We start from the raw sequence: 15769 nt of genomic DNA on the forward strand, positions 1-15769 counted from the left end.
CTGAAATAAGATGGAGATAAAACTGAGAGATGAATTTATAAAACTGGGTCAGGCGCTTAAGGCAGCTGGTCTGGTAGAGTCTGGCGTGGATGCTAAATTTGCGATTCAGGACGGGCTTGTGAAGGTCAATGGCGCGGTGGAGATGCAGCGCGGCAAGAAGCTTTACGACGGGGACAAAGTCGAGTATGACGGAGAGACCGTAACAATCACCAAATAAAGGATGGTTTCATGTTTATCGAATCGATCGAACTCAAAAATTACCGCAATTACGGGGAATTACATATGGATTTTGATCCGGGGACGAATGTTCTCTACGGGGACAACGCGCAGGGTAAAACCAATATTCTTGAAGCGGTCTACGTGTGTGCGACGACCAAGTCCCACCGCGGCAGCAAGGACAGGGAGATCATCGAATTCGGAGAGGACGAGTCCCACATCAAGATGCAGCTTCGCAAGGACGATGTGCCGTACCGGATTGACATGCATCTAAAGAAAAATAAGACGAAGGGCGTGGCGGTCAACGGGATCCCGATCCGGCGGGCGAGCGAGCTTTTCGGCATTGTTAACGTGGTGTTTTTTTCGCCGGAAGATCTGAATCTCATTAAGAACGGGCCGGCGGATCGGCGCCGTTTTATTGATCTGGAATTATGCCAGTTAAACCGGCTCTACGTCCATTCGCTGGTGCAGTACAACCGGGTGGTGATACAGAGAAATAAGCTCTTAAAGGAGCTGTTTTTCCATCCCGAGTACGAGGAGATGCTGGATATATGGGATATGCAGCTTGCTTCCTACGGGCGGGAGGTGAGCCAGTACCGGCGGGAATTTATCGGTGAATTAAACGAATTGATCCGTCCGATCCATCAGAAATTGTCGGGTGGAAAGGAAGAACTCGTCATCCAGTATGAGCCGAACACGGAGGCAGATCAGTTGGAAGCGGCAGTCAAAAAGAGCCGCGAGGCGGACCGGAAGCAGAAGACAACGCTGGTCGGACCACACCGGGATGACTTAAGTTTCTATGTCAACGGAATTGACATCCAGCGCTTCGGTTCACAGGGACAGCAGAGAACGGCGGCATTATCGCTCAAACTGGCGGAGATTGAGCTGGTTAAAAAGATCAAAAAGGAGTATCCGATCCTGCTTCTCGACGATGTTTTGTCGGAGTTAGATGGAAAACGGCAGGATCATCTGCTCGCCAGCATCCGCCACATACAGACGATCATTACCTGTACGGGCTTGGATGATTTTATCAGCCACAGCTTCCAGATAGATAAGACCTTTCGGGTCGTGAGCGGGACGGTCACCTGTGAACGTCCAAACAAGACAACTAGTCAGACATAAAACAGCAAGTGAAGGAGGAACTATGGGTTCAGAATACAGTGCAGATCAAATACAGATATTGGAGGGATTGGAGGCGGTCAGAAAGCGTCCTGGTATGTATATAGGCAGCACATCTGTAAGAGGCCTCCATCACCTGGTGTATGAGATAGTTGACAACTCCGTGGATGAGGCGTTAGCCGGATTCTGCAGTCACATCGAGGTGCAGATCAATGCGGACAATTCCATCACGGTACAGGATGACGGTCGTGGTATCCCGGTTGATACTCAGAAAAAAGCCGGACTTCCGGCGGTTGAGGTCGTATTTACGATCCTGCATGCGGGCGGCAAGTTCGGCGGCGGCGGATACAAGGTATCCGGCGGTCTGCACGGCGTAGGCGCATCGGTTGTAAATGCTCTTTCCGAGTGGCTGGAGGTTGAGATCTGCCGCGATGGAAAGGTATATAAACAGCGCTATGAGCGCGGCAAAACGATGTATCCGCTGAAAGTAGTCGGTGAGTGTGCTCCGGATAAGCACGGCACACGGGTCGTATTCCTGCCGGATAAGGAGATTTTCGAGGAAACGGTCTACGACTATGATACGTTAAAAGTACGCCTGCGTGAGACGGCATTCCTGACGAAAAACTTAAAGATCACCCTGCGGGATGACAGAGAAGTGAAGCATGAGAAGACCTTTCACTATGAGGGCGGTATCAAGGAATTTGTCACCTACTTGAACCGGAGCAATGAGAAGCTCTATGAACCGGTTATCTACTGCGAGGGCATCAAGGACAAGGTATTTGTCGAGGTGGCGATGCAGCATAACGATTCCTACACGGAAAATATCTACACCTTCGTCAATAATATTAACACACCGGAGGGCGGTACCCATCTGGCCGGCTTTAAGAGTGCTCTGACGAAGACTTTTAATGACTATGCGAAGAAAAATAAGCTTCTGAAGGAAAATGAGCCGGCACTCAGCGGTGAGGATATCCGCGAGGGCCTTACAGCGATCATCAGCGTTAAGATCGAGGAGCCGCAGTTTGAGGGACAGACGAAGCAGAAACTCGGCAACAGCGAGGCCCGCGCGGCGGTCGATGCGATCGTGAGCGAGCAGCTGACATATTTCCTGGAGCAGAATCCAACGGTTGCCAAGATCATCTGTGAGAAATCAATTCTTGCCAAGAGAGCCCGCGACGCAGCCCGCAAGGCCCGCGAGATGACGAGACGTAAATCAGCGCTTGACGGCATGGCGCTTCCAGGAAAATTAGCCGATTGTTCCGACAAGAATCCGGAAAACTGCGAGATCTACATCGTAGAGGGAGATTCCGCGGGTGGTTCTGCGAAAGAGGCTAGAAATAAATCCAATCAGGCTATTCTGCCTCTTCGAGGCAAGATCTTAAACGTAGAAAAAGCAAGACTGGATCGAATTTACGGCAATGCGGAGATCCGTGCGATGATCACGGCATTTGGTACCGGTATTCATGAAGATTTTGATATTTCAAAACTTCGTTACAACAAGATCATTATCATGACCGATGCCGATGTGGATGGTGCACATATCAGTACCCTGCTTCTGACGTTCCTGTATCGTTTTATGCCGGATTTGATCCGGGAAGGACATGTATATCTGGCACAGCCGCCGCTTTATAAGATCGAGAAGAATAAGCGTGTCTGGTATGCATACAGCGATGATGAGCTGAATTCGATTCTGACTGAGATTGGCCGTGACAACAACAATAAGATCCAGCGTTATAAAGGTCTGGGTGAGATGGACGCGGAACAGCTTTGGGAGACGACTATGGATCCGGAGCGCCGAATTCTTCTCCGTGTCCAGATCGACAGTGAGACTGCTTCGGAGGTTGATCTGACATTTGCTACCCTGATGGGGGATCAGGTTGAGCCGCGCCGTGAGTTTATCGAGGCAAATGCGAAGTACGTAAAGAACCTGGATATTTAATTAAATTTAAGTCACTTAAATCCTTTTGAGGACGAAAGGAGTATAGATGGAACCAAATATATTTGACAAAATTCATGACATTGATCTGAAAAAGACAATGGAAACGTCTTACATCGATTATGCGATGAGCGTTATTGCTGCCCGTGCACTTCCGGATGTTCGGGATGGCTTAAAGCCGGTACAGAGACGTGTTCTGTATTCCATGGTCGAGCTGAATAACGGGCCGGATAAGCCCCACCGTAAGTCAGCCCGTATCGTCGGTGATACAATGGGTAAATACCACCCGCATGGTGACAGTTCAATCTATGGTGCGTTGGTAAATATGGCTCAGAAATGGGCGACCCGTTACCCGCTTGTAGATGGACATGGAAACTTCGGTTCCATGGACGGTGATGGTGCCGCAGCGATGCGATATACCGAGGCGAGACTGAGCCGTATTTCCATGGAGATGCTGGCAGATATCGGCAAGAATACCGTTGATTTTATGCCAAACTTTGATGAGACTGAGAAAGAACCGACGGTTCTTCCGGCTCGTTTTCCCAATATTCTGGTAAATGGCGGCACCGGTATCGCCGTTGGTATGGCAACGAATATTCCGCCTCACAACCTGCGTGAGGTGATTGCTGCCGTTGTCAAGATCATAGACAACCGGGTGGAGGAAGACCGCCCGACTACCATCGAAGAACTGATGGAGATCGTAAAGGGACCTGATTTCCCGACAGGAGCAACCATCCTTGGAAAAGCAGGCATCGAAGAAGCGTACAGAACCGGACGCGGCAAGATCCGTGTACGGGCTGTATACAATATCGAGGCCATGGCAAATGGCAAGAGCCGTATCATCGTGACAGAGCTTCCTTATGCAGTGAATAAGGCTCGTTTGATCGAAAAGATCGCAGAGCTTGTAAAGGATAAAAAGCTTGATGGAATCACGGATCTGCGTGATGAATCCAACCGTGAGGGACTTCGGATCTGCATTGAACTGCGCCGTGATGTGAATGCCAATGTCATCATGAACCGTCTGCTGAAGCATACACAGCTGCAGGACACCTTTGGTGTGATTATGCTGGCGCTGGTTAATAATGAGCCGCGTATCTTAAATCTGCAGCAGATCCTGGAATATTACTTAAAGCACCAGGAGGATGTGGTAACCAGAAGAACCAAATATGATCTGAACAAGGCAGAAGAGAGAGCCCATATTTTGGAAGGTCTTTTAAAGGCACTGGATCATATCGATGAGGTTATTAAGATCATCCGCGGTTCTGCCAATGTTCAGGCGGCGAAAGCTCAGTTAATGGAGCGTTTTGATCTTTCGGATGCACAGGCACAGGCCATCGTAGATATGCGTCTGCGTGCTCTGACCGGTCTGGAACGTGAGAAACTGGAAAATGAATACAAAGAGCTGGAGGCAAAGATTGCAGAGTTGAAAGCGATTCTGGCAGATGAGAAGAAACTTCTGTGTGTTATCAAGGAGGAGATCTCCCTCATCGCTGATAAATACGGAGATGACCGCCGTACCGCCATCGGATATGATGAATACGATATGTCTGCGGAGGATTTGATCCCGGATGACGATATCGTTGTGACCATGACCAATTTTGGCTATATTAAGAGAATGTCCAGCGATAATTTCAAGAGCCAGAACCGCGGAGGCAAGGGAATCAAGGGCATGCAGACTATTGAGGAAGATTATATCGAAGATCTGCTGATGACCACAACCCATCATTATGTGATGTTCTTTACCAACAAGGGACGCGTATACCGTCTGAAGGGATACGAGATTCCGGAGGCAGGACGCACTGCCAGAGGTACTGCCATCGTGAATCTGCTTCCGCTGATGCCAGGCGAGAAGATCACATCCATCGTTCCTATGAAGGAGATCGATGATGAGAAATATCTCTTCATGGCAACCCGCAATGGTATGGTTAAGAAGACTCCGATGAAGGAATACAGCAATGTCCGCAAGAACGGTCTTCAGGCGATTGTACTTCGTGATGACGATGAATTGATCGAAGTTAAGGCTACCGATAATACCGAAGATATTTTCCTGATCACAAAGAAAGGTATGTGTATCCGATTCCATGAGACCGATGTCCGCGTGACAGGCCGTGTTTCCATGGGGGTTATCGGCATGAAGTTTGATGAAGGCGATGAAGTCATCGGTATGCAGATGGCCAGCCAGGGAGAATGCCTGCTGGTAGTATCGGAAAATGGTTATGGAAAACGCACTCCGATTGATGAATTTACAGCCCAGAACCGTGGCGGCAAGGGCGTGCGCTGCTATAAGATCATCGACAAAACCGGTGATTTGGTGGGTGCAAAGCTGGTAGATAATGAGCGCAAGATCATGCTGATTACCAATGAAGGCATTATCATCAAGATGGCAGTCAGCGACATCTCGATTATCGGACGCAATACCTCCGGTGTGAAGCTGATGAGTATTGATGCTGAATCCGGCATAGCAGTTGCAAGCATCGCCAAGGTGCGGGAGAGCGACAAGGATGAGGATGAAGAAGATGAACTTCTGGAGGAGCAGGACGGAGAAGAAACCGAATCTGAGAATACAGAAGATGTCATGGCTGAACTGTAACGAATAAAAAGTAAAAAAGATCAGATATCCTTGATCTTTGAAAAGAAAATCATAAAAAAGAGAACATCCGGCAATTCATAAACTGGAATTAGCGGGTGTTCTCTTTTTGATCTTTATAAGGCGCAGTATTTTAACAGCGTCACAGCGTCGTTTCTCTCTGAATGAGTCGGCACCTGAATTCCTGGTAGGTAAATTCAGATTCACGGTTTTCGATCATAGCAAGAAGAAGTTTGGCAGCATACTCGCCCATTTGATCGTAGGGAATATCAATGCCGCTGATAGAAGGATAGTCCATTTCATAGAAATTTACCTCGTTCAGGAAGATATGGCGAATTCTCTGAGGGATGGAAAAGCCTGTTTTTAATATTTCACGCTGCAGCAGCAGTCCAATGTCGTAGTTTTGAGAAATGGCAAGATCAAAACTGCGGTTTTCCATGTATTTAGCTAAAAATTGCTGCAAATGAATCAGATCACGATCCTTGATAGGGCAGATCACGTGCTCCAGATGGCAGTTCGGTGCCGTCCGGCGAAGCAGGGATTCAAAAAGCGGATATTTATTATTAACTAAAAGACCGTCATTGCTGATGGAAAAATACCGCACTTCGCGGATTCCCTTTTCCAGACAGAAGGAGGCACATTCCTGCAGGGCATATTCAAATGCATGGGGGAACGGTGTTTTTTTTGAGAAAACCCCGTCCATACAGATAACCACATAGGGAATATGATTTTCATCGGCCGGTTTTGTAAAAGCAGCGTGATCATCGTTGGAAATAAAAATGAGTCCATCGATCACGTTGGAATAATAGCTTTTGACATAATCCGGAGAAGAATCTATATCATCCATTTCATTGAAAATCGTGATGGTATAGTCGATCTGGGACAGGTACTGGCTGATTCCAGTAAAAGCATTTAAGAAAGCCTGGCGGCTGTAATCCTTTGCACATACAATTCCGATGGACGTGCAGTTTTTGGTCCGCATGCTTTTGGCGGAAGCATTGGGATAGTAGTGAAGTGCTTCAACGGCATCTAAAACCTTGCGTCTGGTTTCCTCACTGATCTTCTGATTCTGGCGATTATTGATCACATAAGATACAGTCGCCTGGGAGACTCCGCAGAGTTTTGCGATGTCTTTTGCAGTAACATTTTTTTTCATAATTTTGTAGACTCCTTATAACACTTTTACAGTTTATTAAATTTCTCTAAAAATGTCTATAGAAATTCACTAAAATACACAATAATTTAATATTACTAAAAAAACAATTGAAATGCCGATCCTTTTGTGATATTCTAACAATACAAAATTTACTTATACGTATAAGTTAGGAATGGAGGAAAAAATGGGAAAAGCAAACGAACAAGCAAAAGATAAGCCTTCGTTATTAAACCGCTGGCTGAACGGAATTGAGAAAGTCGGAAATAAACTTCCGCATCCGATTTCTATTTTTGCAATTTTAGTTCTCTTTGTTATCGTTCTTTCTGCTGTCTGTGAGATGGCTGGAGTTTCGGCAACAGGTGAACTGGTTAACCGTTCTAAGGGAGTCGTAGAGACTCAGACGGTTCAGGCTGTCAGCCTTTTGAATGGTGAGGGGCTTGTATACATGCTGACACATGCAATCACTAACTTTACAGGATTCGCTCCTTTGGGAGTTGTCCTGGTAGCTATGTTTGGTATCGGACTTCTGGAGGACAGTGGTTTAATCGGAGGCGCATTAAAGTCTGCTGTAGAGGTTACTCCGGCTAAGTTAATCACTCCGATGATCGTATTCTTAGGCGTTATGTCCAACCTGGCCGATGCAGTTGGATACATCGTTCTGATTCCGATTGCAGCACTGATGTTCATGGCATACAATCGTCATCCGGTAGTTGGTATGGCTGCAGCATTTGCAGGTGTATCCGGTGGTTTCTCTGCAAACTTATTAATCGGTACTCTGGATCCGCTTCTTTGCGGTATTACCAACGAGGCTGTAAAGATGGTAGACCCGACTTATGTAGTTGAGCCGACCGGAAACTGGTACTTCATGATGGTGTCTACCTTCCTGATCACAATTTTAGGTACTATCATCACTGAGAAAGTCGTTGCACCGCGTTTTGGTGAGTATCACGGCAATGGGGAAGAGAATGAAACAAGCTCTGAATATAAATTAAACGACCAGGAAAGAAAAGCTCTGAAAGTAGCTGGTTTAACCTTACTGGTTATGATTCTGGTTCTGGTAGCTTTCTGTCTCCCGGCTAACTCTGTTATGAGAGCTGAGGATGGAACACTGTTAGGAAACTCTCCGTTTATGGAGGGCATCATCCCGATTATCACTGTACTTTTCTTCGTACCGTCTGTTGTATATGGTCATATGACTGGTGTATACCACGGAGAGAAGGATGTCTGCAACGCTATGGGACGTGCCATGGGAACCATGAGCTCCTACATCGCTCTGACCTTTGTGGCAGCACAGTTTATTAACTTCTTTGGTTATACCAAATTAGGAACGATCCTTGCATTAAAGGGAGCTGAGTTCTTTAGAAACTCTGGTATTGGAACTATCCCGACCATGATCTTATTCGTTCTTTTTGCAGCATTCATCAACCTGTTCATGGGTTCTGCATCTGCAAAATGGGCTCTGATCGCTCCGGTATTCGTACCGATGTTCATGCTGTTAGGTTACACACCGGAGTTCGCTCAGGTTGCTTACCGTATCGGTGACTCCTGTACAAACGTTATCACTCCGATGATGTCCTATTTCGCAATGATTATCGTATTCATGAAGAAATACGATAAAGAGGCTGGTATCGGAACTCTGGTTTCCACCATGCTTCCGTACAGTATATGCTTCCTGATTGGATGGAGTATCCTGTTAGTATTATGGATCGTACTTAACCTTCCGTTAGGACCGGGCGTTGGAATGTTTCTTGGCTAATGGGGTTGAATCGTTACGATAATTTAAATAACTAGAATTAAGATGTACTCTGGGAATGTTTTATGCGGAATGCATAGACATTCCAGGAGTACATATTTTTTCAAAAAAATCGTATGAAGGAGGAAATAATGAACCAGACAAATGTAAAAATTGGACAATTAAGAGATCGCATGAAAGAACTGGGAATCGATGCATACCTGGTTCCGACTGCGGATTTTCATGAATCTGAGTATGTAGGCGAATTCTTTAAATGCCGTCACTTCCTGACCGGTTTCAACGGAACCGCTGGAACGGCTGTTATCACTATGGACAAAGCCGGACTCTGGACAGACGGAAGATACTTTGTACAGGCAGAAGAGCAGCTTTCAGGCAGTGAGATCAAATTATACCGCATGGGTGAACCTGAATTCCCGACTCTGGACGAGTTTTTAGAGGAGGAGCTTCCGGTTGATGGATGCCTTGGATTTGATGGCCGTGTTGTAAACTCTGAGCTGGGGTATGGTCTTCAGAACTTACTGCAGGAAAAAAATGTAACAATCAACTGCAGCAAGGATCTGGTAGGTGAGATCTGGACTTCCCGTCCGGCTATGTCCTGCGAGCCTATCTGGAGCCTGGATGTAAAATATGCCGGAAAGAGTACCGTAGAGAAACTTTCAGATCTTCGTGATGCCATGAAGAAAAATAAAGCACAGATTCATCTGATGACGGCTCTGGATGAAATTGCATGGTTATTCAACCTTCGTGGAAACGATATTGTAAATAACCCGGTATTTCTGTCCTATGCACTTATTACACAGGATGAAGCCTATTTATACGTACAGAAAGAAGCTATCAAAGAAGATACTAAGATGGGAAAAGAGGTTTGTGCGGCTTTAGCTGAGGCAAAGGTTCAGGTAAAAGAGTATGCGGAATTCTTACAGGATGTGGCAGCCCTGAAGAATGAGAAGATTCTTCTGGAACGCAAGAAAGCAAGCTTTGCTGTATGCGAGAGCATTGATGCTTCCTGCCGTATCATAGACGAGATGAATCCTTGTGCGACCATGAAGGCTGTTAAGAATGCGACCGAGATCGAAAATATGCGTAGGGCCCATTTAAAAGATGGCATTGCTGTTACCAAGTTTATGTACTGGCTGAAGCATACCATCGGAACCTGCGATATGACAGAGATGACAGCGGCTCATAAAATTGAAGAACTGCGAGCAGAGCAGGGCAATTATATCGAGCCAAGTTTCGTAACCATTGCAGCTTACAAGGAAAATGCAGCAATGTGCCATTATCATCCAAGCGATGAGGTATGCAAGAAATTAAAACCGGAAGGTCTTCTGCTGGTAGATTCCGGCGGACAGTATTTAGAGGGAACTACTGATATCACAAGAACCTATGCGTTAGGACCTCTGACCGAGAAGGAAAAAGAGTACTACACAATCGTAGCAGCCGCTATGCTGAAGGTATCAACCATGAAGTTCCTTCACGGCTGCCGGGGAATCAACTTAGACTACACCATCCGTGAAGCATTCTGGAAACGTGGTCTTGATTTTGCACATGGTACCGGACATGGTGTTGGATATCTTTCTAACGTACATGAGAGACCGAACGGACTGCGCTGGAAGGTTGTTCCGGAGCGTCAGGACAGCGCTGTGATCGAGCCGGGCATGATCTGCTCCGATGAGCCGGGTCTGTACTTTGCTGGCGATTTCGGAACCAGAACAGAGAACCTGATCTTATGTGTCGAGGATGAGAAAAATGAGTACGGACAGTTCCTGAAGTTCGAATTCCTGACCAAGGCGCCGATTGACTTAGAGGCACTGGATACACGTTTCATGGATGACGCGGATATCGAGCGCTTAAATACATACCATAAAGACGTATACGAAACCATTTCTCCGTACATGAATGACGAAGAAAAAGAGTGGTTAAAACACGTGACAAGAGAAATTTCAAGATAATATGATGTTACAGTTCAGCCATGCGCTGGTTTGAATGAATATGGAAACAAGAAGATGTCATGGCTGAACTGTAACAATATAATACCTCCTGAATAGATAGAGATAAATTCAAGTCGAACGTCCGTGAGACTTGGCGCGTGATTCTGGTCAGCAAAGCTGGCATATTCCTATCAGAATCACTGCGCATGAGATCAAAATCTATTCAGGGGGTATTTTTATTACATCTATTCAGAAATGATTGCAAGATTATTTAATTTCTATTATGATGATATAAGAGTCATTAATGATTAAGAGATGCGGTTCTGTCAGCAGGGGCAGATAAAAATTTCATGGAAGAAGGGTAGTTTTCAAATGAGAAGAATCAATGTTGAAACCATTACACAGAATATCAAAGAAATGTGCATTGAGGCCAACCATTTTCTGTCACCGGATATGAAAAAGGTGTTTGATGAGGCGGCAGCGAGTGAAGAATCTCCATTGGGACGTCAGATTTTAGGCCAGCTGGAAGAAAACTTATGTATCGCTGGTGAGGAGATGATTCCGATTTGCCAGGATACCGGAATGGCAGTTGTGTTTATCAAGGTGGGACAAGATGTACATTTGATCGGCGGTTCTCTGACTGATGCTATCAATGAGGGCGTGTGTCAGGGATATGTAGACGGATATCTCCGTAAATCCGTGGTTAAGGATCCGATTTACCGTGAGAATACGAAGGATAATACACCGGCTATCATTCATTATGAGATCGTAGAGGGTGAGCAGGTAGAGATCACGGTGGCTCCGAAGGGATTTGGAAGTGAAAACATGAGCCGTGTGTTCATGCTGAAACCGGCAGATGGAATCGAAGGAGTCAAGGATGCTATTCTGACAGCGGTGCGGGATGCGGGACCGAATGCCTGTCCTCCGATGGTAGTAGGCGTTGGAATCGGTGGAACCTTTGAAAAGTGTGCAGAGATGGCGAAGCACGCGCTGACCAGAAATCTGGAAGAGGAATCACCGGTTGAGTATGTGCGTGATCTGGAAAAAGAAATGCTTGAAACGATCAATAACCTTGGAATCGGTCCTGGCGGTTTAGGCGGACGGACAACCGCCCTGGCTGTCAATATTGAAACCTACCCGACCCATATTGCAGGGCTGCCGGTAGGCATCAATATCTGCTGTCATGTAAACCGTCATGCGCACAGAGTGATTTGATGAATATTTTTAGGATTGCGAAAGTGCGAAGCACGTAGCAATCCGGTATCAAAAGGGGAAAAATCTCTTGTGACCCAAACATCATTTGATAGTATAAAGAATGTACTCTCGGAGTCTTTCCTGCACAAAAAGATACCGAGAGCACATAAGATAGATTTGGAGGAAAATATGGATAGAACAATCACAGCTCCAATTGACAGGGAGACATTAAAAAGCCTGCATGCAGGTGATTATGTATATATAAGCGGAACCATCTATACGGCACGTGATGCAGCTCATAAGCGCATGATAGAGACACTGGATGAAGGAAGAGAACTTCCCCTTGATCTGAAAGATAATGTAATTTATTATATGGGACCGTCACCGGCCAGAGAGGGCCGTCCGATTGGTTCTGCAGGTCCGACCACAGCCAGCCGTATGGATAAATATACTCCAAGACTTCTGGATCTCGGCATGGGAGCCATGATCGGAAAAGGAAAGAGAAGCCAGGCAGTCATCGATGCCATCGTTCGCAATGGTGCCGTTTATTTTGCGGCAGTTGGCGGAGCTGGAGCAATTCTTTCAAAGTGCATTAAGGAATCGGAAGTGATTGCATACGATGATCTGGGAACAGAGGCGATCCGAAAATTGACGGTAGAAAATATGCCTATGATCGTGGTAATTGATTCCGAAGGAAACAATCTTTACGAGACCGCGGTAAAGGAATATCAGAGATAGGATAATAAGATATCAGATGTGGGATGACTCCCATCCCGCAGCAAGAATGCAGATGCATTTTTGAGTTTTATGAAGAGAGGTTATTTGCTGTTTTGCAAATAACCTCTCTTTTGTCTTGAAGAATAAAGTTATAATTGATAGAGATAAACCATGATTGGCATGGTTATCATACAAAGCAGAGTGGTAATTACGTTAATGGCACCAGCATAGCGGGCATCTTTTCCATATACCTGGGCCATCTGCGTGATTGTGGAGGCGGATGGGGTGATTGTGGCTAACAGGGTGACAAGCAGAATTTGTGAACCATTCTCAGCAAAAGAAGCAAGGTCGCTGAATTTAAGAAGTAAAATTGTCAAAAGCGGTACACCGATGAGCCGCAGAATCGTGACAAGTCCAATATGGGGAAAAGTCAGAATTTCCTGGGGCGTGGTTCCGGCAATCAGCATTCCTGAGATCAGCATGGCCAAAGGACCAATCATGCTTCCCAGGGAGCGGACAGCGCTGTCCACTGGACCGGGAAGTGAAATCTGTGCCAAGAATAGAAAAATACCGAATAAAATGGCAATCATATTTGTATTTGTTATGATTTTTTTAAAATCAGGCTTCTTTTCTTCACAGATCATCATTTTTCCATGACTCCAGAGAAGAAAAAGCTGTACAGAGACGTAGGCGCTGGAATAAATAACCCAGTCTGGTCCTAGAATAGAGGAAACAAGTGGTATAACAAGATTTCCTGCATTAGAGTAGATGATAGAGGCTTTTTCAACTCCGTTAAGATGAAGAAGAGGTCCTATAAAGTAAAAAAGGACAATCAGGATGAGATGGATCAATACAGCAGCAGCCACCGCCAAAAGAAGCCCATTTAGGATGGAAGGGCTGCAGCTGACCTGAAAAGCAGATAAAATCGAACAGGGGACTACGATATAGACAGACAGGCGTGAAAGAATGCGGCTGTCATCTGAGCGGCAAATGCCAGTCTTTACCAAAACAAAGCCTAAAAACATGATGATAAATAATGCCGCAATTTTACCAACTAAAATTCCAATGGACATAATGCGTTTGCTACCTCCTCATAACAGGGCATAGAGACAGAATATTTTTTTGCAAGTCGGAGTGGCTCCATGACAAGTCCGTCCAGTTCCGATGGTTTTCCTTCCATTATGTCACGCTGCATGGAAGTGGTGGCATCGGCAGATAAGTTGGAAAGAATCTCCAGATTTATTTTTACATAGTCTTTTTCAAAGGGATATCCCATGGCAGCAGCCAGAGCGCTGATTTCACGAATCATGGATTTAAATAATTCACGGGCAGGTCCTTCCTTTTGAAAATCTCCGGCCACGGCATGAAGGTAGACTCCGGAAGCTCCGATAGGGGAGACATAGGAAAATTTCTCCAAAGCATCCCTTTGGATATGGGTGGATAAAACTCCATCGATACCGCTTTCGCAAAGATCCGATTGAATGGCTGATAAAATCGGAGAAATATAGGAAGGATCCCTGGGACCGAAGACAACCCTTAAGATAGGACCGTGCTGAACCAGAACACCGGGATGTTCTAAGGATGCAGAAACATAGATGCATCCATCCAGAACGGTACAATCCGGTAATTTTTTCTGCATCCTGGCACCGGTTCCATATATATTTAAGATGGGAATAATAATTGTGCGGGGACCAGCGGTCTGTCGGATAAAAGGAAGGACGGAATCAAGGGAATATTCTTTTACGCATATAAAGATAACCTCCGGAGCCAGGGAGAGAGCACAGGATTCTTCCATGGATAATGCACGAACCTCAAGATGTTCTTCCGTCTGATCCCAGAGATGACGAATGATGAGACCGTTATTACGCATAGCATCAAGGTTGGAACCACGGGCAATGAATGTAACATCCTTTCCAGCTTTTGTAAGAGCAGAGCCAAGAATTCCACCAGTACCGCCGGCTCCCAGGATCATATATTTTAAATTCATAAAAAAACTCCTTTCTGAATCCTAATCTGGATTGCTGCGTGCGATGCGATGCACTCCTGCAATCCGCCAAAACATCTATAGTATCATATCATAAAATATATTGAAAAATGGTGGTTTAAAGGAAATAAAAAAAAAGAAAAAACTTGGATAAATTTGCTTGACATTTTAAATTTTCTTTGATACAATGAGATACGCGTCTGACAAAGAAATGCGTTAAGATGCAATTGAATATTTTTTTTATTACTGCGGAGAAATACTCAAGAGGCCGAAGAGGCGCCCCTGCTAAGGGTGTAGGTCGGGCAACCGGCGCGAGGGTTCAAATCCCTCTTTCTCCGTTTCTTTTTTTAAAAAAAGCTAGAAAAAATAAAAACAAAAAAGTGCTTGACACTGATGAATTTTCGTGATAAACTAGCTGAGCTGTTGAAGAAACGGCGCTTTTGAAAAAGAAAAACAAAAAATAAATTAAAAAAGTTGTTGACAAGCAAGAATGCTTATGATAGAATATATGAGCTGTCGCTGAGACAACAAAGAACCTTGAAAACTGAACAGTATGTAGAACCCTGAAAATTCTAAGAACAAAGGCTTTTGGTTAAGCCTTGAAGTTCAAGAGAACATTCAGAACAAAACCAAAACAACAGTAATAACGGTTAAAATTAGCCAAGCGAATTTTGACTAGAATCAAAACTTTAACATGAGAGTTTGATCCTGGCTCAGGATGAACGCTGGCGGCGTGCTTAACACATGCAAGTCGAACGAAGCAATCTAACGGAAGTTTTCGGATGGAAGCTAGATTGACTGAGTGGCGGACGGGTGAGTAACGCGTGGGTAACCTGCCTCACACTGGGGGACAACAGTTAGAAATGACTGCTAATACCGCATAAGCGCACGGGATCGCATGGTCCAGTGTGAAAAACTCCGGTGGTGTGAGATGGACCCGCGTTTGATTAGCTAGTTGGTGGGGTAACGGCCTACCAAGGCGACGATCAATAGCCGACCTGAGAGGGTGACCGGCCACATTGGGACTGAGACACGGCCCAAACTCCTACGGGAGGCAGCAGTGGGGAATATTGCACAATGGGGGAAACCCTGATGCAGCGACGCCGCGTGAGTGAAGAAGTATTTCGGTATGTAAAGCTCTATCAGCAGGGAAGAAAATGACGGTACCTGACTAAGAAG

General features: G+C 45.5%; 11 protein-coding genes, 1 tRNA gene and 1 rRNA gene. 10 read left to right on the plus strand and 3 right to left on the minus strand.

Annotated elements, in window-relative coordinates; all coding sequences use genetic code 11:
• Nucleotides 1-10: 10 nt before the first annotated feature.
• The 4 genes from C7U56_RS09270 to gyrA are packed head-to-tail and all read left to right on the plus strand — an operon-like array spanning nucleotide 11 to nucleotide 5861.
• Entirely contained in the window at nucleotides 11-217 is a 207-nt protein-coding gene (locus tag C7U56_RS09270; RefSeq protein ID WP_107000960.1) for an RNA-binding S4 domain-containing protein, read from the plus strand.
• 11 nt (nucleotides 218-228) lie between these two features.
• Nucleotides 229-1338 (plus strand): DNA replication/repair protein RecF, encoded by a 1110-nt coding sequence (recF, locus tag C7U56_RS09275; protein ID WP_107000961.1) that lies wholly within the window; start codon nucleotides 229-231, stop codon nucleotides 1336-1338.
• Between the two features lie 22 nt (nucleotides 1339-1360).
• A complete protein-coding gene (gene gyrB / locus C7U56_RS09280) occupies nucleotides 1361-3274 on the plus strand; it encodes a DNA topoisomerase (ATP-hydrolyzing) subunit B (protein WP_107000962.1) in 1914 nt (637 codons plus the stop codon).
• A gap of 46 nt (nucleotides 3275-3320) precedes the next feature.
• Nucleotides 3321-5861: a DNA gyrase subunit A gene (gene gyrA / locus C7U56_RS09285; RefSeq protein WP_107000963.1), complete on the plus strand. Its 2541-nt coding sequence runs from the start codon at nucleotides 3321-3323 to the stop codon at nucleotides 5859-5861.
• 139 nt (nucleotides 5862-6000) lie between these two features.
• Here gyrA and C7U56_RS09290 read toward each other — a convergent pair whose 3' ends face one another.
• Nucleotides 6001-7014, minus strand: coding sequence for a LacI family DNA-binding transcriptional regulator (locus C7U56_RS09290; RefSeq protein ID WP_107000964.1), 1014 nt, complete (start codon nucleotides 7012-7014; stop codon nucleotides 6001-6003).
• A 184-nt stretch (nucleotides 7015-7198) separates the two neighbouring features.
• Between C7U56_RS09290 and C7U56_RS09295 the strand changes: the two genes are divergently transcribed.
• The 4 genes from C7U56_RS09295 to C7U56_RS09310 all read left to right on the plus strand — a co-directional run bounded on the left by C7U56_RS09295 (nucleotide 7199) and on the right by C7U56_RS09310 (nucleotide 12627).
• Nucleotides 7199-8770 carry an AbgT family transporter gene (locus tag C7U56_RS09295; RefSeq protein WP_107000965.1) on the plus strand — a complete coding sequence of 524 codons (1572 nt, stop codon included), beginning with the start codon at nucleotides 7199-7201 and terminating at the stop codon, nucleotides 8768-8770.
• Nucleotides 8771-8898: 128 nt separating this feature from the next.
• Nucleotides 8899-10716 (plus strand): aminopeptidase P family N-terminal domain-containing protein, encoded by a 1818-nt coding sequence (locus C7U56_RS09300; protein WP_107000966.1) that lies wholly within the window; start codon nucleotides 8899-8901, stop codon nucleotides 10714-10716.
• 351 nt (nucleotides 10717-11067) lie between these two features.
• Nucleotides 11068-11910, plus strand: coding sequence for a fumarate hydratase (locus C7U56_RS09305; RefSeq protein ID WP_107000967.1), 843 nt, complete (start codon nucleotides 11068-11070; stop codon nucleotides 11908-11910).
• Nucleotides 11911-12042: 132 nt separating this feature from the next.
• Nucleotides 12043-12627, plus strand: a complete 585-nt coding sequence (locus tag C7U56_RS09310) for a Fe-S-containing hydro-lyase (protein WP_329997532.1) — start codon at nucleotides 12043-12045, stop codon at nucleotides 12625-12627.
• Between the two features lie 128 nt (nucleotides 12628-12755).
• On the opposite strand, the gene C7U56_RS09315 is transcribed toward C7U56_RS09310, so the two are convergent.
• Both C7U56_RS09315 and C7U56_RS09320 read right to left on the minus strand, forming a co-directional pair.
• Nucleotides 12756-13679: an AEC family transporter gene (locus tag C7U56_RS09315; RefSeq protein ID WP_107000968.1), complete on the minus strand. Its 924-nt coding sequence runs from the start codon at nucleotides 13677-13679 to the stop codon at nucleotides 12756-12758.
• Nucleotides 13661-14593, minus strand: a complete 933-nt coding sequence (locus C7U56_RS09320) for a ketopantoate reductase family protein (RefSeq protein ID WP_107000969.1) — start codon at nucleotides 14591-14593, stop codon at nucleotides 13661-13663. Before C7U56_RS09320 ends, C7U56_RS09315 begins: the two co-directional genes overlap by 19 nt.
• 247 nt (nucleotides 14594-14840) lie before the next feature.
• Here C7U56_RS09320 and C7U56_RS09325 point away from each other — a divergent pair.
• Both C7U56_RS09325 and C7U56_RS09330 read left to right on the plus strand, forming a co-directional pair.
• Nucleotides 14841-14928 (plus strand) — tRNA-Ser (locus C7U56_RS09325).
• A 352-nt stretch (nucleotides 14929-15280) separates the two neighbouring features.
• Nucleotides 15281-15769, plus strand: a 16S ribosomal RNA gene (locus C7U56_RS09330); the annotation flags it as partial.

Source organism: Clostridium fessum, assembly GCF_003024715.1.
Classification (GTDB): Bacteria; Bacillota; Clostridia; order Lachnospirales; family Lachnospiraceae; genus Otoolea; species Otoolea fessa.